The 24,435-nt window shown below is 34.7% G+C and carries 29 protein-coding genes, 1 pseudogene and 1 riboswitch; of the genes and pseudogenes, 24 read left to right on the top strand and 6 right to left on the bottom strand.

Annotation, left to right across the window (positions count from 1 at the left end):
• Positions 1–24 precede the first annotated feature (24 nt).
• On the bottom strand, positions 25–1,491 hold the full coding sequence (locus ACVWY7_RS24825) for an amino acid permease (protein ID WP_001083374.1): 1,467 nt from the start codon (positions 1,489–1,491) through the stop codon (positions 25–27).
• Positions 1,492–1,603: 112 nt separating this feature from the next.
• Positions 1,604–1,796: riboswitch (Lysine riboswitch) on the bottom strand.
• Between the two features lie 322 nt (positions 1,797–2,118).
• Between ACVWY7_RS24825 and ACVWY7_RS24820 the strand changes: the two genes are divergently transcribed.
• Positions 2,119–2,580, top strand: a complete 462-nt coding sequence (locus ACVWY7_RS24820) for a GNAT family N-acetyltransferase (protein WP_000764622.1) — start codon at positions 2,119–2,121, stop codon at positions 2,578–2,580.
• Positions 2,581–2,600: 20 nt separating this feature from the next.
• Here ACVWY7_RS24820 and ACVWY7_RS24815 read toward each other — a convergent pair whose 3' ends face one another.
• Positions 2,601–3,611, bottom strand: coding sequence for a sulfite exporter TauE/SafE family protein (locus ACVWY7_RS24815; RefSeq protein WP_002003023.1), 1,011 nt, complete (start codon positions 3,609–3,611; stop codon positions 2,601–2,603).
• Between the two features lie 98 nt (positions 3,612–3,709).
• On the opposite strand from ACVWY7_RS24815, the gene ACVWY7_RS24810 reads away from it, so the two are divergent.
• The 6 genes from ACVWY7_RS24810 to ACVWY7_RS24785 all read left to right on the top strand — a co-directional run bounded on the left by ACVWY7_RS24810 (position 3,710) and on the right by ACVWY7_RS24785 (position 8,397).
• The gene (locus tag ACVWY7_RS24810) at positions 3,710–4,507 is read left to right on the top strand and encodes a VOC family protein (protein ID WP_000943355.1); all 798 of its coding nucleotides are present in this window, start codon (positions 3,710–3,712) and stop codon (positions 4,505–4,507) included.
• Positions 4,508–4,521: 14 nt separating this feature from the next.
• Complete coding sequence (locus ACVWY7_RS24805; RefSeq protein WP_000392081.1) at positions 4,522–5,448, top strand: aminoglycoside phosphotransferase family protein; 927 nt, start codon at positions 4,522–4,524, stop codon at positions 5,446–5,448.
• Positions 5,449–5,461: 13 nt separating this feature from the next.
• Entirely contained in the window at positions 5,462–6,205 is a 744-nt protein-coding gene (locus ACVWY7_RS24800) for a metallophosphoesterase family protein (RefSeq protein WP_073523365.1), read from the top strand.
• Positions 6,206–6,377: 172 nt separating this feature from the next.
• A complete protein-coding gene (locus tag ACVWY7_RS24795; protein WP_073523367.1) occupies positions 6,378–7,049 on the top strand; it encodes a nucleoside/nucleotide kinase family protein in 672 nt (223 codons plus the stop codon).
• A 128-nt stretch (positions 7,050–7,177) separates the two neighbouring features.
• Positions 7,178–8,002 (top strand): DUF2785 domain-containing protein, encoded by an 825-nt coding sequence (locus tag ACVWY7_RS24790; RefSeq protein ID WP_001006687.1) that lies wholly within the window; start codon positions 7,178–7,180, stop codon positions 8,000–8,002.
• Between the two features lie 80 nt (positions 8,003–8,082).
• Entirely contained in the window at positions 8,083–8,397 is a 315-nt protein-coding gene (locus tag ACVWY7_RS24785; RefSeq protein WP_105989925.1) for a DUF3892 domain-containing protein, read from the top strand.
• A gap of 76 nt (positions 8,398–8,473) precedes the next feature.
• On the opposite strand, the gene ACVWY7_RS24780 is transcribed toward ACVWY7_RS24785, so the two are convergent.
• On the bottom strand, positions 8,474–8,914 hold the full coding sequence (locus ACVWY7_RS24780) for a YaiI/YqxD family protein (RefSeq protein ID WP_000708756.1): 441 nt from the start codon (positions 8,912–8,914) through the stop codon (positions 8,474–8,476).
• An 81-nt stretch (positions 8,915–8,995) separates the two neighbouring features.
• The gene (gene pdxR, locus ACVWY7_RS24775) at positions 8,996–10,438 is read right to left on the bottom strand and encodes a MocR-like pyridoxine biosynthesis transcription factor PdxR (protein ID WP_456524023.1); all 1,443 of its coding nucleotides are present in this window, start codon (positions 10,436–10,438) and stop codon (positions 8,996–8,998) included.
• Positions 10,439–10,564: 126 nt separating this feature from the next.
• Between pdxR and ACVWY7_RS24770 the strand changes: the two genes are divergently transcribed.
• Positions 10,565–11,476, top strand: coding sequence for a DMT family transporter (locus ACVWY7_RS24770; protein WP_073523381.1), 912 nt, complete (start codon positions 10,565–10,567; stop codon positions 11,474–11,476).
• Positions 11,477–11,495: 19 nt separating this feature from the next.
• On the opposite strand, the pseudogene ACVWY7_RS24765 reads toward ACVWY7_RS24770, so the two are convergent.
• Positions 11,496–11,961 (bottom strand): annotated as a pseudogene (locus ACVWY7_RS24765) (NUDIX hydrolase).
• Positions 11,962–12,057: 96 nt separating this feature from the next.
• On the opposite strand from ACVWY7_RS24765, the gene ACVWY7_RS24760 reads away from it, so the two are divergent.
• From ACVWY7_RS24760 to ACVWY7_RS24715, 10 genes are all read left to right on the top strand, one after another.
• Entirely contained in the window at positions 12,058–12,465 is a 408-nt protein-coding gene (locus ACVWY7_RS24760) for a DUF3980 domain-containing protein (RefSeq protein WP_000610470.1), read from the top strand.
• Between the two features lie 17 nt (positions 12,466–12,482).
• Positions 12,483–12,953, top strand: a complete 471-nt coding sequence (locus tag ACVWY7_RS24755; protein ID WP_073523392.1) for a GNAT family N-acetyltransferase — start codon at positions 12,483–12,485, stop codon at positions 12,951–12,953.
• Positions 12,954–13,001: 48 nt separating this feature from the next.
• Entirely contained in the window at positions 13,002–13,892 is an 891-nt protein-coding gene (locus tag ACVWY7_RS24750; RefSeq protein ID WP_431174694.1) for an AraC family transcriptional regulator, read from the top strand.
• A gap of 24 nt (positions 13,893–13,916) precedes the next feature.
• The gene (locus ACVWY7_RS24745; RefSeq protein WP_281102610.1) at positions 13,917–14,864 is read left to right on the top strand and encodes a serine hydrolase domain-containing protein; all 948 of its coding nucleotides are present in this window, start codon (positions 13,917–13,919) and stop codon (positions 14,862–14,864) included.
• A gap of 207 nt (positions 14,865–15,071) precedes the next feature.
• Complete coding sequence (locus tag ACVWY7_RS24740) at positions 15,072–15,440, top strand: hypothetical protein (RefSeq protein ID WP_000838690.1); 369 nt, start codon at positions 15,072–15,074, stop codon at positions 15,438–15,440.
• Between the two features lie 65 nt (positions 15,441–15,505).
• Positions 15,506–16,591, top strand: a complete 1,086-nt coding sequence (locus ACVWY7_RS24735) for an FtsX-like permease family protein (protein WP_105989926.1) — start codon at positions 15,506–15,508, stop codon at positions 16,589–16,591.
• Positions 16,592–16,596: 5 nt separating this feature from the next.
• Positions 16,597–17,859, top strand: a complete 1,263-nt coding sequence (locus ACVWY7_RS24730) for an ABC transporter permease (protein WP_105989927.1) — start codon at positions 16,597–16,599, stop codon at positions 17,857–17,859.
• Complete coding sequence (locus ACVWY7_RS24725) at positions 17,859–18,530, top strand: ABC transporter ATP-binding protein (protein WP_105989928.1); 672 nt, start codon at positions 17,859–17,861, stop codon at positions 18,528–18,530. The genes ACVWY7_RS24730 and ACVWY7_RS24725 overlap by 1 nt, the downstream gene beginning before the upstream one ends.
• Before the next feature lie 137 nt (positions 18,531–18,667).
• Positions 18,668–19,693, top strand: coding sequence for an SDR family oxidoreductase (locus ACVWY7_RS24720; RefSeq protein ID WP_105989929.1), 1,026 nt, complete (start codon positions 18,668–18,670; stop codon positions 19,691–19,693).
• Between the two features lie 54 nt (positions 19,694–19,747).
• On the top strand, positions 19,748–20,179 hold the full coding sequence (locus tag ACVWY7_RS24715) for an SMI1/KNR4 family protein (RefSeq protein ID WP_000265813.1): 432 nt from the start codon (positions 19,748–19,750) through the stop codon (positions 20,177–20,179).
• A gap of 61 nt (positions 20,180–20,240) precedes the next feature.
• Here ACVWY7_RS24715 and ACVWY7_RS24710 read toward each other — a convergent pair whose 3' ends face one another.
• The gene (locus ACVWY7_RS24710) at positions 20,241–20,438 is read right to left on the bottom strand and encodes a hypothetical protein (RefSeq protein WP_001269543.1); all 198 of its coding nucleotides are present in this window, start codon (positions 20,436–20,438) and stop codon (positions 20,241–20,243) included.
• A 195-nt stretch (positions 20,439–20,633) separates the two neighbouring features.
• Between ACVWY7_RS24710 and ACVWY7_RS24705 the strand changes: the two genes are divergently transcribed.
• The 6 genes from ACVWY7_RS24705 to ACVWY7_RS24680 all read left to right on the top strand — a co-directional run bounded on the left by ACVWY7_RS24705 (position 20,634) and on the right by ACVWY7_RS24680 (position 24,309).
• Positions 20,634–21,023 (top strand): GntR family transcriptional regulator, encoded by a 390-nt coding sequence (locus ACVWY7_RS24705; RefSeq protein WP_001167463.1) that lies wholly within the window; start codon positions 20,634–20,636, stop codon positions 21,021–21,023.
• Entirely contained in the window at positions 21,011–21,883 is an 873-nt protein-coding gene (locus ACVWY7_RS24700) for an ABC transporter ATP-binding protein (protein ID WP_431174692.1), read from the top strand. Before ACVWY7_RS24705 ends, ACVWY7_RS24700 begins: the two co-directional genes overlap by 13 nt.
• Entirely contained in the window at positions 21,871–22,488 is a 618-nt protein-coding gene (locus ACVWY7_RS24695; RefSeq protein WP_000933348.1) for an ABC-2 transporter permease, read from the top strand. Before ACVWY7_RS24700 ends, ACVWY7_RS24695 begins: the two co-directional genes overlap by 13 nt.
• 29 nt (positions 22,489–22,517) lie before the next feature.
• Complete coding sequence (locus ACVWY7_RS24690) at positions 22,518–22,811, top strand: YfzA family protein (protein WP_000202081.1); 294 nt, start codon at positions 22,518–22,520, stop codon at positions 22,809–22,811.
• A gap of 364 nt (positions 22,812–23,175) precedes the next feature.
• Positions 23,176–23,643, top strand: a complete 468-nt coding sequence (locus ACVWY7_RS24685; RefSeq protein ID WP_017561329.1) for an NUDIX hydrolase — start codon at positions 23,176–23,178, stop codon at positions 23,641–23,643.
• A gap of 21 nt (positions 23,644–23,664) precedes the next feature.
• Entirely contained in the window at positions 23,665–24,309 is a 645-nt protein-coding gene (locus tag ACVWY7_RS24680) for an alpha/beta family hydrolase (protein WP_101194574.1), read from the top strand.
• The last annotated feature ends 126 nt before the right edge of the window (positions 24,310–24,435 follow it).

Here is a 24,435-nt window from a genome sequence, read left to right as displayed (position 1 = left end):
ACAAATTTGTTTGCTCGTTTCACTTTATTTTAGTTCACATTTATCAAGTGGAATGACTTTTGTTTTTTTCGTAAATTTGTATCCTAACCAAAGTACTAAAAAGAGTGGTAAACCGATGTAAGAAACGAGTACGCCGTTCCAATCGATTGATTCGCCCATAAATGCGCCGTAGTTTTGACCTAAAATTACGATGACGCAAAGTGCAAAAGCGAAGATTGGTCCGAATGGGAACCATTTTGCTCTATAAGGTAAGTCATTTAAATCTTTTCCTTGTGCGATATATGCTTTACGGAAACGGTAATGACTAATTGCGATTCCAACCCATGCGATAAAGCCAGACATTCCTGATGCATTTAATAACCAAATGTATACAACACCGTCACCGAATAAAGAAGCAATGAAAGCGATACTACCGACAATCGATGTTACGATTAATGCGTTAACAGGTACGCCGCGGCTATCTAATTTACCAAGAAACTTTGGTGCTTTCCCTTGGCGAGCTAAGTCCCAAAGCATACGAGTTGATGCATACATACCAGAGTTACCAGCAGATAGTACTGCCGTTAAAATAACAGCGTTCATAACAGAAGCAGCGAAGGCAACGCCCGCTTTTTCAAAAATAAGTGTAAATGGACTTACTGTTACATCACTTGCGGCAAGACTTTCAGTTGTATAAGGAATTAATAAACCGATAACGAGAATCGCAAGGATATAGAATAAAAGGATACGCCAAAAGATCGAACGAATTGCTTTCGGAATATTACGCTCTGGATCAGATGTTTCACCAGCAGCTACACCTAATAATTCAGTACCTTGGAATGAGAAACCAGCTGCCATAAATACACCGATAATTGCCATGATGCCGCCATTAAATGGTGCATCTGCAACAGTGAAGTTTTTAAATCCAACAGTTTCGCCGCCCATAATTCCGAAAATCATCATAAACCCGACAATTAAAAAGATAATAATTGTAGCTACTTTAATAAGTGCGAACCAATATTCAGATTCACCAAATCCTTTAACAGATAAGTAGTTTAAAAGGAAAATAATAGCTAAACATAATCCGCTCCAAATGAGGGAAGGAGTATCTGGAAACCAAAATTTCATAATTAATGTTACAGCCGCTAGTTCAGCAGCGATAGTAATTGCCCAGTTATACCAATAGTTCCATCCAAGTGCAAAGCCAAGTGATGGATCAACAAATTTTGTTGCGTACGTGCTAAAAGATCCAGTAACAGGCATGTAAGCTGCGAGTTCAGCTAAGCTTGTCATTAAAAAGTAAACCATAATTCCAATTGCGGCGTATGCAATTAATGCACCGCCAGGTCCAGCTGAATGGATGACACCACCGCTGGCAAGAAATAGTCCGGTACCAATTGTACCGCCGAGAGAAATCATCGTAAGGTGCCTTGATTTTAGACCGCGTCTTAATTCACCTTTTCCTTTTGTAGCTTCTGTTTTAGAGGTAGCTTGATTCGTTGCGCTATTCATGTTCAACACTCCTTTTCTTGTAAGATAGGAAGGAGCGGGGGAGAAAAATACAAAAAACCGCCAAAGGAATTTGGCGGAATGTTTCACAAATAACCACCCCATCATACCCTTCCGTTAAGATAGCACCCCACGTTTACACGGTAATTTTGTAAACGTGACAGTTCTGTTCCTTTCGGAGACAGCCCCAGCTCATATTTCCAGAGAAGAAATATAAACTTCGGCAACTTTTCCTTTCAAACGGAGTCTTAGACATTCTCTGTATCTCGTCCGTTTTACTCTTAAAAGTCGCAACCTCTACCTCATCGGATTGATGAGGATTTATATATTGCTAAGATTTTTAATATATGGCAATTGTAATGAGTTTCTGAATATATTGCAAGATATTTTGTAGGAAAAAAGCAAAAAATATCGGTTATTGTATAGGAAACGCTTGCAAAACTCCACCCGAACCTACTATTATGTAACAATAAGCAAAGAAAAAATTGTTATACAAATGTTTCGCAAAAAATATTGAAAAACCCTTCAAAAATTAAAAGAAAATTCAGAAAATATAATTCGACATTCATAATCAGGTCATATTTTTTGATATAATTAGAGTAACGTGTAAGCAAAAAAGGGGAAATCAAAATGAAATTAGAAACAGAAAGGCTCTATATAGTACCGTGTACAGAAGAGAGTATTCACGTTGCTAACGAGCAAGGATATAATAGTGGCCCACATATTGTAGGGCATGTAGAAAATGTAAAACAAAATAAGGATGTATTACCTTGGGGCGCGTGGTATGTTATTCGAAAAGAAGATGACATCGTTCTAGGTGATATAGGTTTTAAAGGGAAACCAAATGAGGAACATACAGTAGAAGTTGGTTACGGATTTATTGAGAAATACTGGAATAAAGGGTATGCGACAGAAGCTGTACAAGAACTAATAGATTGGGCTTTTCAGACAGGAGAGGTAGAAGCGATTATTGCAGAGACGCTCCTTGATAATTATGGTTCGATTCGTGTGTTAGAGAAGTTACATATGAAAAGAGTAGATTCGACAGAAACAATGATGAATTGGAAAATAGAAAAAAACCGCTCGAAGTAAGTTGAGCGGTTTTTTAGTAATTAAGGTAGCATCTGTTTTTGATCATTCGGATATTGGGCTGTTGATGCGTTAGAACGATTGGAATGATTACGAACAGCAATGAAAATAGAAATAATAACGACAAGACCAACTGCCACGTAAGAAAGTGAGATAATAGTTGGATCTACTTTAAAAGTAGTAAGTAGTGTACGTATATTTGTAAAGATAATAAGACCACCAACTAATACGCCAAGTAAATGAGATGGTACGATGCGTACTAGCCATGCAGCAATTGGAGCTGCGACAATACCACCAAGCATTAACGCAAATACCCAAAACCAGCTTACTTGTTCCCAGCCAAGCGAGATGAAGAAGCCAATTGTTGCAGCTAATGCAACAGGAAATTCACTCGTATCTACAGATCCAATAACTTTTCTCGCTTCATTTCCTCTTGCTAGAAGAACAGGTGTCGTAATCGGTCCCCAGCCACCGCCACCAGTTGAATCAACGAATCCAGCGAATAAGCCAAGCGGCACAAGTTGTTTAGCTGACATACGTTTATTTGAAGTAACAATTTGTTTTTGAATAATAAATCGTAATAAAATATAAACTCCTAAAGTAAATAAAAATAAGGAAATGTACGGTTTAATGACATCGCCAGGTAAATTACTTAAAAAACATGCCCCAACAAATGCACCAATTGCTCCTGGTAATGTAAGCCTGGAAACGGTATATTTATCAACGTTTCCAAATTTGAGGTGAGATGCACCAGAAGCGGCGGTTGTAACAACTTCAGCTAAATGAACAGATGCAGAAGCTACAGCCGGTGCGATACCAAACATTAGTAAAAGTGAGGTAGATGTTACCCCGTACGCCATTCCAAGCGCTCCATCGATTAATTGAGCGAAAAATCCAATAATAGCAAAGACAATTAATTTCTGCATAAAAAATCCCCCTGTAATAGTAAATGAAAAAGGCACTTTTCCCGTGTGAGAAAAGTGCCTTTGGTTTTTCCAATCAGCAATATTGAAATTTGTTTCATTATAATACATATTAATCGTATAAATCAACTAGGTTTTAAAGTTTTTTGAATTGAACGAAATAAAAATAAAATATACAATAAAGGGATGGAGAGAAAGGGGAGAAAGACATGTTACGATTTGATCATCTCGTTCACGCAGTTCATGGCACACCGGAAGAAGCGGCAAAACAAATGCAGGAACTTAGATTTCATACCGCACTAGGCGGAGAGCATACTATTTGGGGTACTTGGAATAGTTTAAGTTATTTTGATTTATCATACATAGAATTTTTAGCAGTTCAACATGAAGAAAAAGCGAAAGAAGCAGAAAATCCGTTAGTACAAGAAACGGTAGTGAAATTACAAGATGGCGAAGGGATGCTACAAATCGCAATTCGAACAGATGCCATTGAAGAGTTAGCAGATAAGTTTAGTAAATACGGTTTACAAACAATAGGACCATTTGAAGGGAAACGTATGAGAAAAGATGGCCGCCTTTTAGAATGGAAAATGTTATTTGTAAAGCAAGAAGAGAACGGGCCGAAATTACCTTTCTTTATACAGTGGAATGAAACAGATGAAGAAAGAAGAAAAGATTTACGTAACATTGGAACAATCACGGAACATAAAAACAAGGTACAACAAATTGAAACGGTTCATTACGCGGTGAAAAATGTTCGAGAAACGGTGCAGAAATGGAAAGAAGTAATGGAGTTAACTGCAAGCTCGGTTGTGAAAAATGAAGAATGGAATGCGGAGTGTCAAAGTGTATCGTTTGGTGACATTCAAGTACAGTTTTGTGAACCAATTGGGAAAGGGTTAGTACTACAATATTTGAAGAATCATGGCGAATATCCATTTGCAGTAGAATTTAAAGGGGAAAATAAACGAGAGTATGAAGTGTTAGGTAGTTTGTACATATATTGATAGAGGTGAACGCTTTGGAAGAAATGCTTAGAGAGATAGAGAGAAAACTAGAGTGGCCTCGTATTGTAAAGTGTGCAGCTATTTCAAAAGGTTTTTCACATGAAAAGAAATATAAAATAAAATTAGAAAATAGAGTAACATATTTTGTAAAAGTATGTGATGCTGTTCATTTTGAAAGTAAACAAGAAGAATATACGTATATGAAACAATTAGAGTTATTACATATTCCAACGCCGAAGTTAATTCACTTCATAAAACTTGAGGAATTAAATAAATGTGTTCAAGTATTTGAATGGATCCAAGGTGTAAATGGTGAAGAAGGTTTAAGGAAGCTATCGGCGGAAGAACAGTATCATGCAGGAAGAAAAGCAGGAGAAGTATTAAAGAGGATTCACTCACTAGAAAGAGAAAGTGCGAGTGATACCTGGGAAACGGTTCGATGGAATAAATACGAAAGATACGTAGAGGCGTTAGCAAACTATGAAATAGACTTCCTTGATTTAAAGCCAGTTTTAAGATTTGTAGGGGAGCATAAACAATTATTGAAAAATCGTCCAATCACATTTTTACACGATGACTTCCATCCAGCAAATAGTATGATTCATAATAAGGAATTTATCGTTATCGATTTTGGTGGATATGGTTTTGGCGATCCCATACACGATTTTTATAACGTAGCGATTTTTACTATAAGAATAAGCAAACTATTTGCGGTTGGACAAGTTCACGGTTATTGCGGAGGGGAACCATCACTTCATTTTTGGAAACTGTACTCATTATATGCAGCAATGACATTCCCAGCGGATATCGTTTGGACAAACCGAAGCACGCCGCATTTAGTAGATGATATGAAGGAAAGGTTGAACCAAATTTTAGAAGATCATAATCAATTTTCATCCTATATTCCAAAATGGTACCAATCAAGTGAATTTAATAAATAAAGGAGGAATACATATGGACAAAATTGCGGTAATTTCAGATATACATGGTAATATTCCAGCTTTAGAATCTGTACTGCAAGATATTAAATTGAGAGGAATCGAACGAATAATTTGTCTTGGAGATTTAGTCGGAAAAGGCCCTCATTCTAGTGAAGCAATTGAAATCATTCGTAAAGAATGTGAAGGAGTCGTAATGGGAAACTGGGATGATTTTATAACAAAACCGACTGAATTTGAAGCATTAAAATGGCATCAAAAACAATTATCGGAAGAACAAAATGACTATTTAAGAAGCTTACCATTTTCAATCGAATTTTTTATGAGCGGAAAACTCATTCGTATGTTCCACGCCTCACCTAGAAGTTTATATGAAAGAATTCAACCACACGCTTCAAGAGAAGAACGTATTAGTATGTTCGAAAATAGTGATCTCACAGAGAATATAGAAGGGGAAAGAAAACCAGATGTCGTTTGCTACGGTGATGTTCACCAAGCATTCGTTCAAAATTTTAGAGGCAAAACGTTATGTAACACTGGTAGCGTAGGAAATCCACTTGAAATTACACAAGCTTCTTATTTAATATTCGAAGGAACTTACAATGAAAAAGAAGCAGCAAGCTTTTCCATCCAACTTGTACGTGTACCGTACGATATTGAATTAGCTATCAGGCTGGCAGAAGAGCTCAATATGCCAGAAATTGAAGAATACAAACAAGAGTTACGGACTGCTTTATATCGAGGGTTTAAGGGAAAGTAAGCCAATCATAATATATCAACGATTTTTCAAATATATCTATCATAACTTAAAATATATCAACGATTTTTTCAATATATCAACGATTCGACAAAGGATATCGACTTACCGACAAATAGTGACATAAAAGTTAATTATAATTTTGTTATGTAAACTAAATGAAGGGAGAAATATCATGAACCGAAAACAAAGTATAAAAGAAATTGCTAATCATATTTTAACGTTAAATGTAACGCATCCAACAAGAGTTGGAGTAAGCGGTATTACAGCATCAGGAAAAACAACATTTGCAAACGAAGTAGCGGAAGAAATAAAAAAACGAGGGTTACCAGTAACGTGCGCTAGCATTGACGATTTTCATAACCCAAAAGTGATTCGTTATACACAAGGTAAAGAATCTGCAAGAGGGTATTATGAAGACGCACACGATTATACAGCTTTCAAAGAAAGACTATTAAAACCTTTAGGACCTAATGGGAATTTACAGTATGAAACGATCTCTCATAATTTAAAAACTGATATTCCTGTACATAATGAGCCGTTAATGGCTCAACCCAATATGGTACTCATAGTAGATGGAACATTTCTATTAAAAAAAGACGTTGAGCATTTATTTGATTACAAAATTTTTGTAGATACAGATTTTAAGATAGCGAGAAAACGTGGTGCTAAGCGGGAAACTGAAGCTTTTGGAAGTTATGAAGAAGCAGAGAAGATGTTTTTGAGCAGGTATCATGCGGCCTGTAAGATGTATATAGATGAGCATAATCCGAAAGAGTGTGCGGATGTTGTATTTCGGAATAGTGATTTAGCAAATCCAGAAGTTATATTTCAAGAGCGAATGTAATACACAATCAAAAGTATATGTATAGCCTTTTATTAATAGTTATAATTCTCGTATAATTATATTAGCTTTAGAAAGTGAAAAGCGGGGGATAAGGCAATAAGAAACGCAAAAAGGGGAGAAAAAATAGAATGAATGAAGTACTAGAACTAAAAGAAGAACTACTACAAATTAAAAATAATAATTATGCTGTACCAGAAGACGTAGATGCATATCCATATGCGCAGTGGATGCTAGATTATATCGGATCACCTGATGCTGAATTACGTGATGATTTAATTTATAGTACGCTTCACACATGGATTACAAATGATGTGTTTAGACAAAAAGAATTACGAGGATTAATGCTACAAGCAATTAGTCCTGATTATTTATTTTATAAAATTGGTGAAAAGGGAACAGACTCTGTTTTTAAACGTGCGTTCTCTGTTTTAATTCCACCACTTATTTTATCTGTTCATGAAAGAGAACCGTTGTTATCAGAAGAACAACTGTACAGTGTGGCAGAACAAGTGCTGGAATATGTATATTTAGAAGAAGATGTAAGAGGTTATGTAGAAGGAAAAGGATGGGCACACTCTACTGCACATGCAGCGGATGCGCTCGATGCGTTAGCTCGTACAATACAAAATCGTGAGTTTTCATATGCAATATTAGCTGCTGTTCGTCAGAAGGTTCGATTGAGTGATTACGTATATGTACACTTTGAGGATGAGAGATTAGTAAAGCCAATTATGTCTTTGCGTAACCAAAATCTTTTAACGGAAGAAGAGTGGAGCAACTGGCTACATAGTATAGCAACTGTTGAAGACATCCGCCATCCGCAGCATGCCATTTTAGTACAAAATATTAGAGCTTTCTTAAGAAGTTTATATTTCAGAGTTTTAGAGACAGAGGGTAGCACAGCCTTTACAGATGATATATTGGAAACTTTGAAGGGTTTGCGTAGGTACTAAAAATACATTTTGCTAAGAGAAAAGCACATAAAACCAACGCTCCTCAACCATACTAATAAAATGTGTTGGAGGTGAGTTTAATGGACAAAAAAGATTTTGAAAAAGTGTATAATGATTATTTACATCAAGGAGAAGAGCAAGCTCAATTTGAAGTAGGCCATGAAGTTAATACAGGAGCAGAACAAATTGTTGCCGTTCGTAAAAATGGTGATGGGGATTTAATAGCGTTTAAAACAAGTAGCGGAAGAGAGTTAGATTATATGACTGCTCTTAATGAAGCCAAATCAGGGAAATTAGCTCATGTGGATGTATTTCATAAGTATGGTAGAGATATTATACGTAGCGAACCGGATGGAATAAAAGAAAATAACTTAGATAATTTACCTGCATTTTAAACGGGTAAACCTGAAGAAGAGAATGTTCATTTGGATATTCTCTTCTTTTCTTTCTCTACAAATAGACGGTTCATTTCTACAGTGCGATCATACTTTTAAAGAGTGCTCTAAATTTCTCTTTATCTTCTGCTGTAAATGGTTTCGGTCCTTTTGTACGCTTACCGCTTTTTCGAACCATTGCACTTAAATATCGTGTTTGTAATAGTTGTTCAATGTTTTCATTTGTGTACTTATATCCTTTATGGTGTAGCACGATACAGCCTTTTGCTAAAGCAAGCGAAGCAAGACCGTAATCTTGTGTTACGATTAAATCTTCTTTTTGGGCTAACTGCATAATTCGGTAATCCGCAGCATCAGCTCCAGAATCAACATAAATTGTTTCCACGCCTTTTGGCTGCTCAGCATTAGAATAATGAGAAAAGCTTGTAACGAGGGTAACAGGAATTTCTGCCTTCGTAGCTTCAAAAATAATTACATCTTTTACAGGGCAAGCATCTGCATCAACATAGATTTTCATTGGTATCACTCCTATAACTAGGTTCGTGTTGATGATAATGGTAGATTTAGGTTTTGTCAAACGAGATCCTTTTATCATAAGTTACTTTTCACAAACCAAAATAGCCTCACGCAAGCGAGAAATCCCTTCCTCAATTTGATTAATATTCACTTTTCCATAAGATAAACGAATATAACCATCTTTCGCACCGAAAATACTACCGGGCATAAAGGCGATTTCTTGTTTTAAGCTTTGCATAATGAGTTGTTTTTCGTTGATCGGTTCTTTTAATTTCCCCCATATGTATATACCACCGGTCGGATTTGAAAAAGAGATTTTATCGTGAAGTTGCTCGGTTAGAGCGCGGACGATAACGTCTCTTTTTTCTGCTAGTTGTTTTCGTAACGGTACGATATGAGACTGAAAAGGTACAGTTTCGAAAAATTGCTGCATAAGCCACTGCGGGAAAATGCTCATACCTAATTCCATTTGGTGCCTTGCGTCGGATAACCTTTCTACTACCGATTGCGGGGCAACAAGCCAGCCGACTCGTAATCCCGGTGCAATCATTTTTGATAAAGAATGTACATAGATGACAGTTCCATTTTCATCTATTGATTTCAAAGTAGGGCAAGGTTGTTTCTTTTCTAACGTAAGTAAACTAGACGGATCATCTTCCACAATCGCAATTCGTAAGTCTGCACAAAGTGATAATAGTTTGTTTCTACGGTTTGGATGCAGCATTGTGCCCGTAGGATTTTGGAAGTTGGGATTTAAAAAGATCATTTTAATACGATGCTTCCGATATAGCTCTTGCACATCATCCGGATTAATACCGTGTTCATCAACAGGTAATGGGAAAATACGAATACCTGCTGATTGGAATAACGGTAAGGAATAACAGTGTGATGGACTTTCGAAAGCGACAGCATCACCCGGATTTAATAAACATTGTACGATAAGGTGCAAGGCTTGCTGTGCGCCAGATGTAATCATAATCGATTGTTCAGTAGCTTCAACTTTTAAATATTCTTTCATATATTTTACTACCGCTTGTCTTAGCGGGAGGTACCCTTGCGGATGATCGTAACTTAATGAGTGCGTTAACGGTTGTTCTCGTAAAATCGTTTGTAGTTGATCATGAGGATAGAGATTACAACCGAGTTCTCCGTTTGCAAAATCAATAATATTTTCATTTTGTTGTACTTCTGCTCGAATATGACGAAGTAACGGCAAGTTTGGTAAGAACGTACCGCCTTCCACGAAATTCCTCCAGTTCGGCGTTAATGTTGGAGAAACGCCCCACATATGTGTACTCACGCGTGTTCCTTTACCAGTCGTACTTTCTACAATTCCCATAGCACGAAGTTCATTATAAGCAGTTGTTACTGTACTACGGTTTACATTTAACTGCGTAGCTAATTTCCGTTCGGAAGGTAGGAAGCTACCTGGAGGAAGTTCCCCGTATGTAATACGTTTCTCGATAAAGTCAACAACTTGCTGATAAATAGGGATTTTACTGTCACTATCTAGCTTCCATTCCATAAAAAAACGCCTCCGTATCTCTTATATACATCCAGTATAGCAAATTGGCTGGGTAAAAAAACAGCCAATTGGACGGTGTTATATCCAGCCAATTTTACTATGCTAAATATGGAAGGGGAGATTCGGATGAAAAGATGGCAAATGGAATGGCTCCTAGTATCAGTTGCATTAGTATGGGGAGCAAATTATACAATAGGAAAGTATGGCGTGGCATTTATGTCATCCATTCAATTTAATAGTTTACGATTTTTAGTAGCATCACCTGTATTATTACTTATTACTTTTATAATGGAACGCTCATTACGTATTGAAAGAAAAGATTGGCTACGATTAGTAGCAGTCGGTATCGTTGGTACGACAATGTATCAAACGATGTTTATGCTATCTGTGAAATATACTTCAGCAACGAACGCCTCATTATTAATTGCGATGTCACCTATATTTACAGGGATATTAGCAGTATTGCACAAACAAGAACGCTTTTCGATGAAAGTACAAATAGGTTCAATAGTAGCCTTTATTGGTGCCGCATTCGTTTTATTAACAGGTCATACAGGAGGAGCTACTTACGAGTATGCGTGGCTCGGAAATATAATTGGATTAGTTGCAGCAATTGCGTGGGGATGGTATCCAATATTAGCACAACCTCTTATTATAAAATACTCCGCAATGAGAGTCACATCTTGGTCTACTTTAATTGGAATTGTACCTCTCGTTATATATTGTTTATTCAACGTAAACACATTAACGTGGCCAGTAGACATGCTAAGCTGGGGGTCTCTAGCATATTCCATCATCTTTGCGACTATCTTCGGACTTGCAATGTGGTATGTCGGTATTAGTCAAATAGGCTCAACGAAAGTAATGGTTTATATGTATCTTGTGCCATTGTTCGCAGTTATTTTTGCGGCAGTAACAATCGGAGAGCAAATTAATATGATGCAACTCGTTGGCGGACTTATAATCTTTATCGGCTTATATGTTGTGAAAAAGGGCGGAATCAAAAAGCCAGCTCTCAATTTGAAAAAAGTAAGTTAACAGTAAAAAAGGATCTCTTTCATATAGAAGGAGATCCTTTTTCATTTCGTAATAAAAGTGCTTGTTCAATCGCCCATTTTTGATGATCGTGAATGAGAAGTTCCACAGCATGCAATGGAGACATCCATCTTAAAACATGATCTTCCTCACAGTTTTCAGTTTGTTTCTGCACCATGTTCGCGATATAAAAGAACCCGTCATTTAAATAATAAGTATCTTCTTTTTCGGAAAAAATATCGCATTGCATTACCGATATACTGATCAATTTCAATTTCCCATCCTAATTCCTCTAGTAGTTCACGATGTAAGCATTCATCTTTTGTTTCAGTACCTTCTATACCACCGCCGGGTAAAAAGTAGCGGTCTCTTTTTTGGATAACAGCAATCTTTGAAGAAGTGGAGTTAAAAATAATTGCATAACAACTAGGTCGTAATACATATTGCTCAGTAGGCTTTTTATAGCCAAAAATAAGTTTAGATATCATAAAACACGTCACCTTTCTATAAAATACATAAAAGGGATAATAAGGTAAAAATAGAATTGTATAAGTATAATCTTACGAGATTGGAGTGGTAACAACATGATAAATCGAAAATGTGAAAGATGTAAAGAAATAACAGGTACATTGCATGGTGGTAAAAAAATTAAGGAAGAATTTCTATGTGAGGACTGTTTGCAAAAAGGAATTGCGAGTGGAGAAATCGAATTATCACAAGTGGAAGAAAAACAAACTTCATATCTTTCTATAAAAATATTAAAAATAATGAGTGTGATTTATTTAATAGGATCTATTTTAATGGCTTTTTCTACTGGTCCATTTATACATAATCTTGGGTTTGATGAAATATCCATTTCAGGATCAGAATTAGGTTTAATAAGTATTGTTATGCTAGGTTCTATATTTCAATCAGTTCTCGTATTTTGCGGGATATGGGTATTCATCCTTTTAGTAGAAACGGTCATTAAAATTTATGAAAAAATGAAGTGAGTGAGAGGGAGAAACATATGCGAGTAAGAAACATTCAAGGGGAAGATTATGTAAAGATTCATTCTATTTTAAATGATTGGTGGGGCGGTAGAGACATGGCTGACATGTTGCCAAAATTGTTTTTCGTTCACTTTCAAGAAACGAGTTTTATCATTGAAGAAGATGGCGAAACGTTAGGTTTCTTATGCGGATTCCTTTCGCAAACGCATAAAGAGGAAGCGTACGTTCATTTTATCGGGGTAAATCCGAAGTATAGAAGAAGAGGAATCGCATCGACATTGTATTCTTATTTCTTTGATGTCGCTCGTGCAAATAACCGTAAAGTTGTAAAAGCAATCACATCACCAGTTAATAAAAAATCGATACAGTTTCATAGGGAGATAGGCTTTCGAATAGAGGCTGGGGATGATGAGATAGAGGGTGTATCAGTACATACAAATTATGACGGGAACGGCGGTAGTAGAGTTTTATTTTTGAAACATGTGTAAAAGTAGGCTAGCACAAAGTTAGCCTTTTTGTTGTGAGGAGATAGAAGTATGGAGAATAAACAAAGTAGAAATGAGTATTTCCAGTGCATATACAAAGTACAAAATTATATAGAATTACACATAAATGATTCACTATCCATTGAAGAGTTAGCGGATATAGCAGGATTTTCAAAGTATCATTTTCATAGAATTTTTAAAGGGATAGTAGATGAACCATTATCTCGGTATGTAAACCGATTGAAACTGGAAAGGGCAACAAACCTTCTTACATACCGTTCGGATATGACGATTACTGACATCGCTTACCATTTTGGTTTCACAGATTCGGCAGTTTTCTCCCGTACATTTAAAAATTATTACGGAGTAAGTCCGTCTCAATATCGAAACTATAATAGCAAGAATTGCAAAGACGTAAGAAGAACTTCTCAATACAATGAATGTAAGAAGGTTCGAGGGAATGTTGAAATTGTAACAGTGGATGATATAAACGTCGCATACATAAGACATACAGGTACATATGAAGAGTTAACTATAGCTTTTCCAAAAATGATAGAGAAACTATTTCATTACGCAGTTGAGCAAAACTATCATGTATTTGAGGATACGAAAGTATTAACCATTTACCACGATCATCATGAATTTACAGAGGACTATCAGTTAAGGACTAGTTTATGTATAACAATTCCGGATGAATCCGCAGTAGAAACGAGCGACATTGGAATAATGGTAATACCTTCTGGAAAGTATGCGGTAAGTCATTTTGAAATACAACAAGATGAATATAAAGGAGCATGGAATTTTTTATACGGTGAATGGCTACCAAATAGCGGATATAAACCGAGAGATGCGTATCCTTTTGAAATGTATAAAAATGACCCAAGGCAGCACCCAGAAAATAAACATATAGTTGATATATATGTACCTATTGAACCTTTTTAATTATAGGTTAAAGGGGAAGGAATAATGAAAACTGCTGAAAAGTTAGATCAGATTATACAAGAAGAATATAAAAACATGAATGGTATGTTAGTAGTGCAGAAAGGTAATGTTATTTTTGAAAACTATTATAACGGGCATGGTCCAGATGATGCATTTCATGTAGCGTCAGTCACAAAAACGATAATCTCGGCCCTAATTGGGATATGTATAGATAAAGGCTATATAAAAAGCGTTGATCAAAAAGTAATAGAGTTTTTTCCTGAATATAAACGTAAGGAATCTGAAATAACAGTGCGACACTTACTTACAATGACAGCTCCATATCCTTTTGTAGACTGGCAGGAACCGTTAGAAGAATTATGTACACAACCAGACTGGGTACAGTATACACTTCATAGAATGGGGAACGGCGGAGAGATTGGAACTTTTAAATATTCATCTGCAGGAGCGCATGTACTATCAGCAATTATCACGAGTGCAACAGGAAAAAGTGCGCGTGAATTTGCGAATGAACAGCTATTTCGGCCACTCGGTATGAGAGAAATTCCAAACTACAATATGAAAGCATTTGGATTCGATGACTTATTTGGAAAAGGTGTAAAGGGATGGGTTCACGATCCAAATGGTATTTCAACGGGCGGATGGGGACTAGCGTTAACAGTTAAAGATATGGCTAAGTTTGGACAGCTGTATTTGAATGAAGGTACTCATAATGGAAAACAAATTCTATCAACATCATGGATAAAAGAATCAACAGAAATGAACACAAATCAATATGGTTACTTATGGTGGTTACGAGAAGAAGATGGAATCTTTTCATACTGTGCTATGGGTGACGGTGGGAATATGATTTGTTGTATTCCAGAGAAGGAATTGGTTGTAGTAATTGCTTCTGAAGCTATGCCGAATGCACGGGATAGATGGGAATTGATTGTGAAATATATTCTTCCTTGTATACGGTTAAATAAATAATTTTAGTAAAAAGATGGTGTGAATTGGAGTTTCATATCATCTTTTTATTTTATGACGGAAAGTTCAGGGGAATGTAAGAATTTCGTTAATAAATGTAAATATTAGGTTTTATAGATATGTAGTTATTTTTTTTATGTATAATGAGGACAAGGCCTAAAAATACTTAAATATTTAAGTGAATATTTTAAAAAGGGAGATTAAGAATATATGAAAAGCCTACTTCAAAAAACTTTAGCTGTTACAGGATTAACTGCTTCTTTATTAGGTATGGTTTCTTCCGTTTCATTTGCTTCGATTAGTTGGGATAATGATGCAACGTGGACAGGAAGCGGAGCAAAAGCTAAGGCAACTGCCTATACTGCGAAAAAGAACGAACCTCATTTTTACAAGATGACTGTAAGAGCTAGCTTTGATGATGGGACTTCTAAAGAGTTAGCATTGTATGATGCTAAAACGTCAGATCGTATAAACGTTAGCGTTGCATCCAAAGGACCGGTGACCAGAGGTTATTCGGGTCATGAATGGATAATGGTAGGGGATAGTGCGTACACTTCTAAGGAAATGGTAATTAAATGAAAATCAACAAAAACCGTGAAAAAGGATAAATACCTTTTTCACGGTTTTTAAAATGAGGAGGATATATGAATCTAGTATTAAAAGAAATAGTGGTGAACAAAACAATATTCATTATGTTATTTATTGGATTTGTATTGACAATATGGCCAATCCTGATCGCAATGTCGACGCGAGATTATTATGATGAGAAATTTTATGATAGTAAAAATGGTTATTTTAATTATTACTATTCTGTTCAACTTACTAATATGGGGGAAATTAATTTCGAACAATTTCAGACGTTAGTAGAATCTGATTTTAAAAACGCTAGTGTGATTACAAATGATATTCGTATTACTATTCCGGATATCGGCCACGTAATAATGAATGGTCTCCTTAATAAAAATTGGTCTCCACCTTTGCTAAAAGGTTCTCAGATAGGACAAGATGAAAAAAATAGTGTAATAGTGGGGAAGAAAATTTATAAGGATATGGAAACAATAAAATTATTTAATAAGGAATATACAGTTAAAGGCGTAGCTGGAGAAAATACTGGATATGAGTATAATATTAAAATTTACGTCTCTCTAAATGACATGCCAGATGAAGTGAAACAGATGATACAAAAAGATAATACATTCCAAATGATTGTTCGTTCTAACGCAAACCCTATCAAGGAAATAGAAACTTTCATACAGCATATGAAACAGAACAATAAAGATATAAATGCCAAAGTAATTAGTGAAAAAGAGAACTATGAGAAGGAAAAAAACTCAAGTGAAGCTGTAGAAGAGTTACTCAGTTTTCCATATAGGCTTTTATGTATAGCTTTCATTACTAGTATCATAGTAAGTTATTATTGGATTTATACGAAGAAAAAAAGTTTGTCGTTAAGGAAAGCTTTGGGAGCAAGTAATATAAATCTTTTTATTTTTATATTTAGTCAATTATTTTTATGTGCAATCACTGCATCAGCCTGTGCAATATGCATACAATGGATTTTTAGCATTTTGAGTGAAAATATTATAGAATTTACAAGCTATAATATTAGTTTACAGTCTACTCATATTGTAATGTGTGTATTTCTTTCACTTACTATAGCTTTCATTCTCTCTGTCATACCATTTGTATATGTGCTTAAAAGTGAACCTGCTAAAGCATTAAAGGAGTAAAAACGATGAGAATAAAAAGTGCGTTCATAGCATTAAAAAAGAGATTTCTATTTTCCGTACTTCTTCTAATACAGATTACGTTTGGATTAGCAACTATAACGAGTTCAATTAATGTATTTTATAATTTACACCATCTAAACGATAAATCCAGCTCCGTATTAAATGTGGATAAAACATATTTAGTTACTTTTGAAAGGACGATAGATAGATTACAAAGCAATCAATTTAATAAAGAGAAAATTCAAGCGGTTTATAATACAATTCATCAAAATAAAGATGTGATTTCGTATGGTACATACGAGGAGCGAGTTATTGAAATAGAGTCAAGTAATAGACCATTTCAAAACAGTATGATTACTGATTTGAAACATAAAACGTTTCACGACGAAAGACCTACTATTAAAACAATTTTTGTAGATGAAAATTACTATAAAATGTTACATTTACCTTTAAAACCTGAAGAAGGTTTCTCCTATGATGACTTTCAAAAAAATAGTGAAGAAAAAACAAAAGTTTTAATGGGTTCTTACTTTAAGAAATATTTTCAAGTTGGGGATACAATTAATAATCAATATACAATTACAGGGTTTTTGCCAGAAAATAAATTTATCGTAAATAATAATACGACGAACACATATTTGAAGTTGGATTACGCAATGATAATGCCTATGTCATTTGATAGATTTGAAAAATATGAAGCAATGTTTTTAAGGCTACATCAAAGTACAGTTTTATATTTACAAAAAGGTGCAGATGTAAAGAAACTAGAAGAATCAATTCAGCTTAAAGGAAACGGCGGTACGTTTCATTTAAAAAGTTTAGGTGATGAAATAAATGAAGATGTTACTCTTAATGGCTATTCTGAAATACCTCAACTTATAGTAGGAATCTTATTCATTGTATTCTCGATTGTCGGAATTGTAGTAACGACCATTGTTTCTATCTTGATGAGAAAGCGGGAATTTGGTATAAAAATAGCTTTTGGCGAAAGTAAATTTGGTATGTTTATTCAAATTGTTTTAGAGAACATTATTGTAGCAATAACTGGCTTAGGAATGTCAATAGCTTACTTTTCATGGAGGTATGGGGTTCTATTACAAATGTCGAAGGATTTAAAGGAAGCAACGGTATTAGACTTTAAATTGGATACGCCTATATTGTTTTTAGTATTTCTTTTCTTATTATTGATTATCATTGTCTCGAATGTAACTGTCTTCTTGTTTATTAGAAAGCTTGAACCGAAAACATTAATAGGTGGGATGGAATAATGGGGTTAATTGAACTAAAAGATATTAAGAAGGTGTATAGTAATAAGAATCACAATACGTTCGCGTTAAACGGTATAAATTTAACGATATATAAGGGCGAAATTATAGCGGTAATGGGGCGATCAGGCTCAGGGAAGAGTACATTACTAAATGTTATCGGGTTAATTGATATGCCAAATGAGGGTGAATATACGTTAAATGGAAAATCATTAACTGAAATTAGAGCAAATAAAGTTCATAAAACAAGAAATGAAATGATCGGATTTATTTTTCAATATTTTGCATTGTTAAAAGAACATACTGTACTGGATAATGTAGTGCTACCACTCACATATAGAAAGCTAAAGCGACGAGAAAGAGAAAATAAGGCGAAGTTCTATTTAGAAAAAGTAGGTTTAAAAGAACATATGTATAAAACACCCGACGAGCTATCAGGTGGACAACAGCAGCGCGTCGCAATTGCAAGAGCGTTAGTAGGTGAACCAGAATTAATATTGGCAGATGAACCGACCGGAAATTTAGATAGAAAAACAGGAGAAGAAATTATGAATTTGCTATTACAACTGAATGAAGAAGGACGAACAATTATTATTGTAACGCATGATATGGAAGTAGCGAATAAGTGTAATAGAATCATTGAGTTAGTTGATGGGGAAATTGTACGGGTTTAGTAATTCAACCAAGGTACATCAAAACAATTGCTTTTTACTTGTAGAATTAAAGTAAAACAACAAATCCCCCGTAACTTTTTATGATAGAAATTCGTTTAACAAAAGAAAGGATTTTTAATGATGAATGGGGGAGAACCATGAAAATTCTAATACTAGGTGGTACACGATTTTTAGGCAGAGCATTTGTAGAAGAGGCTTTGAACAGAGGGCATGAAGTTACATCATTTAACCGCGGAACAAACAAAGAAATCTTTCCTGAAGTGGAGCAGCTTATCGGTGACAGAAATGGTGATGTATCAAGTTTAGAAAATCGAAAATGGGATGTTGTCGTAGATACATGTGGTTTTTCTCCACATCACATTAGAAATGTTGGAGAAGTGCTTAAAGATAATATTGAACACTATATATTCATCTCAAGCCTTTCTGTATATAAAGATTGGATTCCGCATCATATAAAAGAAGACTATATATTACAACCTGAACCGACGGCTGAGCAAATAAAGACTGTAGAGAATGGTGAAGTATCTCCTTATGAGTATTACGGTGCGCTGAAAGTATTATGTGAAAAAGAAGCAGAGAAGTATTGGCCTGGGCATGTTTTACACGTAAGAGCAGGACTTCTTTCAGGAATATTTGATTATACAGATCGTCTTCCATATTGGATTCAGCGTGTAGCAAAAGGAGGTAAGGTGTTAGTTCCAGGAAGAAAAGACCGTCCAGTGCAAATAGTTGATATAAAAGACGTCGCAAACTGGGGACTAAATATGGCAGAAAACAATAAAGCAGGTATATTCAATGTAACAGGTCCGAATGATGAATTGACGATGGAAGAGCTATTAAATACGTGTAAAAAGGTTACGAATAGTGATGCTGAATTTGTTTGGGTAGACGAATCGTTTATGAGTGAACATAATGTGCAGCCTTGGACAGAGATGCCTTTATGGATTCCAGAAACTTTTTCATTAGAAGGTGAAACGAAGCCGTGGAAAGGTGGTTTTTCTATTAGTATAGATAGTGCTGTGAAAGAAGGGCTTACTTTTAAAAGGTTAGAACATACAGTTACAGACGTGTATGAGTGGATGAAGAGTGTGGACGAATGGGAATTAAAAGCAGGTATTTCAGGCGAGAGGGAGAAAGAGTTGTTAGAAAAGTGGTATCAATAAATTTAGATGAGCTCTTTGAATATACTTGATTGCACATAAGGAGGAGAAAAGGTGATGTGGAAAAACACCATTCACAGTATCTCACCAAACTTAAGTTTGAAACAACCAGCTATGACGGATGAACTAACTGATATACAAAACTGTTTACATGTGGAGTTGCCGAATGATTTACATCAATTATTACAGGAAACAAACGGTGTAGAAGGTGAATACGGGGACTTTATATGGTCTGCTTCAAAAATTAAAACTGAAAATATAAATATGAGAAATATAGTTGATTTCAAGGATTTATATATGCCTTTTGACTGTTTATTATTTTTTGCTGATGGCGGAAATGGTGATTTGTTTGGTTATTCCATTTTGAACGGAATCGTGCAAAGAGATGATATATATGTATGGAATCATGAAAATGATAGCAGAACGTGGGTTGCGCCTTCTTTAAAGATTTTTATGGTGTGGTGGGAGAGTGGAAAGATAACAATTTAAACATAGTATCAAGAAAAAACGCCTTGTTAATAAAGAAACAAGGCGTTTTTCGTATATAAATCTACCACTCAATCGGTTTTTCTCCATACATTTCCCATAGCATAGGAAACATCTTTTTCAATCCTTCCTCGTCATCTTCATACCAGTCTAACTTGATATCAACTTCCTCAGAATGTTCTTCTGTTTCAAACTCTTTTGCTTTCACAATACCAGCTGTGCCAATTTCTCCGTAAAACACAACGTAGTCTTTATACCGCATTAGATAGCAGTAAGACATCCACCTCAAAATCGAGCAAATACGAGGAAGACCCGTAAAAATAAGTTGTATGAATTACATTTATTATTAGATTGTGTTTGCGACTATATTTTGGAAATTTTCTGTTGATTTACAATGTACGATAGTATATATTGTATATAAAGTATATATACAATATTTTTAAAAAGAGGTATTTGCATGCAAATCACTATTACGAACACTTCAAAGGAACCTATTTATGAACAAATTAGTGCCCAAATAAAAAAGCTTATTTTACTAGGTGATTTAAAACAAGGAGATGCTCTTCCTTCAATGCGTCAGTTAGCAAAAGATTTACGAGTAAGTATTATTACAACGAAAAGAGCATATGAAGAACTGGAAAAAGACGGTTTTATTAATTCAATTGTCGGAAGAGGGTCCTTTGTAGCAGAACAAAACATTGAAACTATGAAAGAAGAAAAATTAAAAACAGTTGAAGAAAAGTTATGTGAAGCGATTCAAAATGCTAAGCAAATGGATGTTTCTTTAAATGAGCTAAAAGAAATGCTTACAATTTTATACGAGGAGGAAAACTCTTGGAAAACGTAATAGAACTTCAAAATGTCAGTAAATCTTTTAAAGGATTTCAAATTAAAAATTTTTCGATGGAAGTAAAAAAAGGATTTGTTACAGGTTTTATTGGAGGAAATGGATCAGGTAAATCTACAACGATTAAAATGATTATGAATCTAATAAACCCGGATAGTGGAAACGTCTCCTTATTTGGCATGAACTATTCGACTGATGCGAAACGAATTAAAGAAAGAATTGGCTTCGTTTATGACGATAATGTGTTTTATGATGAACTCACATTAAAGGAAATTACTAAAATCATTGCGCCTGCTTATAAAAAATGGGATTTTAACCAATTTACATATTATAAAGAGCTGTTCGAATTACCATTAAATAAAAAAATGAAAACATTCTCCAAAGGAATGAAAATGAAAGCCTCTCTCGCAATTGCCCTTTCACATCATGCTGAACTAATTATTATGGATGAACCTACATCTGGACTTGACCCTGTATTCAGAAGAGAATTATTGGATGTTCTACAAAATATTATGCAGGATGGAGAGAAAACTATCTTTTTCTCATCACATATTACAACGGATTTAGACCGCATTGCCGATTATATTACATTTATTCAAAATGGGAAGCATATTTTCACAAAAGATATTTATGCCATTGCAGAGGATTATGTTTTAGTCAAAGGACCACTAGATTTGTTAAAGTTTGATACTGAGCGTGAATTTATTTCTGTACGTAAGGCAAATACAGGTTTCGAGGGATTGATTGAAAATGCACATTCTATCGAAAATTTATTTGATAAGGATGTGGTGATTGAAAAACCAAGTTTAGAGGATATTATGTATTTCATGAAAAAGGGGAATTCAAGATGCTTAATTTAATTAAAAAGGATTTGATTTTACAAAAAACTTTCTTGCCTGCTTATCTCTTATTTCTAGTTACCTATTTGTGGGCCGGCATGGATGTAGCATATGTCATAATCATTTGTAGTGCCGTTTTTGTAATTAACACATATCAATCTGATGATAAAGATAATGCTAATATTTTAGTAAACTCATTACCGTATACTAGGAAGGAAATTATAAGTTCAAAATACGTTGGAACTTTACTTTTTACAATAGTAATCATCCCATTTTGTTTAGTTGGAAAATATTTCATTTTAGACAGCATGGAATTTCAACTTTCCATAGAAAGTTACATACTAGGCTTCTTGGCAGTCATGCTGATAACAGCATTTTACATCCCATTTTTTGTTGCATTTAAAGTGAAAACACTTGTACCAGTCTTTATATTTTTATCTATTGGAGTTATATATTTAATGCGAAATACTCCATATTTATTAAATAAATATGCTAATGGCGTACTGACCTTTTTAAAAGAGATTTCAGATTTGAAATTATTTCTTTTATTTGCTGTCATAGCAGTGGGGTGCTATGGGGTTTCATGGATATTATCTATTCGTATCTATCAGAACAAGGCTCTTTAATAGCAATGTCTAAAAGGAGGATGGTTTAAATGACATCAAAAAAAGAGCGTCCTAGTCAAATACGAAATTGGCTGAAAACTATTGGAGCATTTTTCGTTATGCAACTAATTTTTATCATCCTTGACATGAATTCGTGGATACCGAACTTCAAGGAAGGAGGAGTTGGGGATCGTCTCGTTAATTCAGAGTTCTTTACGGAATGGTTCGCTCCTTATAAAACAAAGCAATTTAATGTACTAACGGCAGTTATGGCTATTTTATTATTCCTAAATGTAGTAACAAGTGCAATAAAAGACGCTTTTTCTAGAAAAAGAATTAATTAGCACATAAGTTAACCTTGCATCTTTTTAATAATGTCTTAACTATATTTAAAAATAACAGGAAAAGGATAAAAACTCCATTTATTGATGTTTCACTTTATCTTTTACAATGATTTCTTAAAAAATATTTGATTTTTCAGTTTTGTATATTGGTTGAGATAGATGCATTCGTCCCCCATAATGCTTCCAAAGTGTGCGCAATAATTGTGACATATGTATTTATACTTGTGATGACAAATAATGTGTATAATTTTTGGAAAGTTCGAAAGTTATTAAACAAACTAGAAAAATTTAGTAATCTTATTTGTACGATACATACATAATAGTTTTATAGCGATTTTTAAATGAAGTATAGGGGGCAATCGTTGTGGATCTTACGTTCAAAGTTGAGGAAACATGTTTTAACTACCGCGTCGGAGCAATTTGTAAACAGGATCATAAAATACTTATTCTGCAAGGTGACGGTGAAGATTTTTGGTATGTACCAGGCGGAAGAGTGAAAATGCTAGAAAATAGTGAAGACGCGTTAAAACGAGAACTTGCAGAAGAACTAGCTGTTCCTATTAAAGGGAAGAGGTTAATATGGTCAGTAGAAAATTTCTTTACACTTTCTGAGCGAAAGTTTCATGAGATTAGTTTTTATTATGAAGTAGAGCTACATGAATTACCTGCAAATGGAGCGGATCAATATATTTTGGAAGAAGAGGGTAGAACGTATTTGTTTAGATGGGTGCCAGTAGAAGAACTGCATACATATAACTTACAGCCTGCATTTATAAAAGAGAAAGTAAAGGATGTATCAGTTCACACAGAACATATCGTATTACAAAAGTAAATGTATTCGGAGGGAGAAACGATGAAGGAAACTAAAAAAGAGATACATATAAATGACAAAGTAATTCGTTACACACATATCGAAAAAGGTTCTAGTACGGTTTGCTTTATGTTCTCAGGTTCAGGATATAATTACGATAAGCCGTTATTTTATTATGCAACGATGTTAATGCTAGAAAAGAAAATAGATGTTGTGCATATTCATTATTCTTACGACGAACAAGTAATGAATAAACCAATAGAAGAAGTAACGAAAGTAATGATGGATGATATTAATCCCGTAATAAATGAAGTGTTGAAAAATGAACAATACAGCAAATCGATGTTTTTAGGGAAATCACTCGGAACAATTCCAATTGCGAATGATTTAATGAAGAAAGAAGAATTCACGCAGTCAAAAATGATAGTACTTACACCTTTACTAAATTTTGATTCCATTTTTGATTCGATCTTACATAGTCGTCACGACGGGCTTTTAGTTATTGGGGATAAAGATCACCATTATAATGCAAATCAAATTGATCAGTTATATAAAACGAATTTGAAAATCGATGTCATCAAAAACGCAAACCATTCTTTAAATGTTGGAGGATTTGAAACAGAGAATTCAATTGAAGCGATAGCGAAAGTAATAGAAAAACTTAAAGAAGTTGTTAGGCCAAACTAGCCTATCAACACATGCAAAAAGAGGTGCGAATTGGTCATCTCCCTGTCAAGTAGACAGTCATAAAAAGAGTATTATGCCACGGCCTTTTCCCGATATTCTATCGGGGAAAGGCCGTGAAGTTTTTCT

Source organism: Bacillus sp. TE9106W (assembly GCF_054062215.1).
The sequence above is the reverse complement of the archived record's forward strand: the minus strand, read 5'-3'. Positions and strand labels throughout refer to the sequence as shown.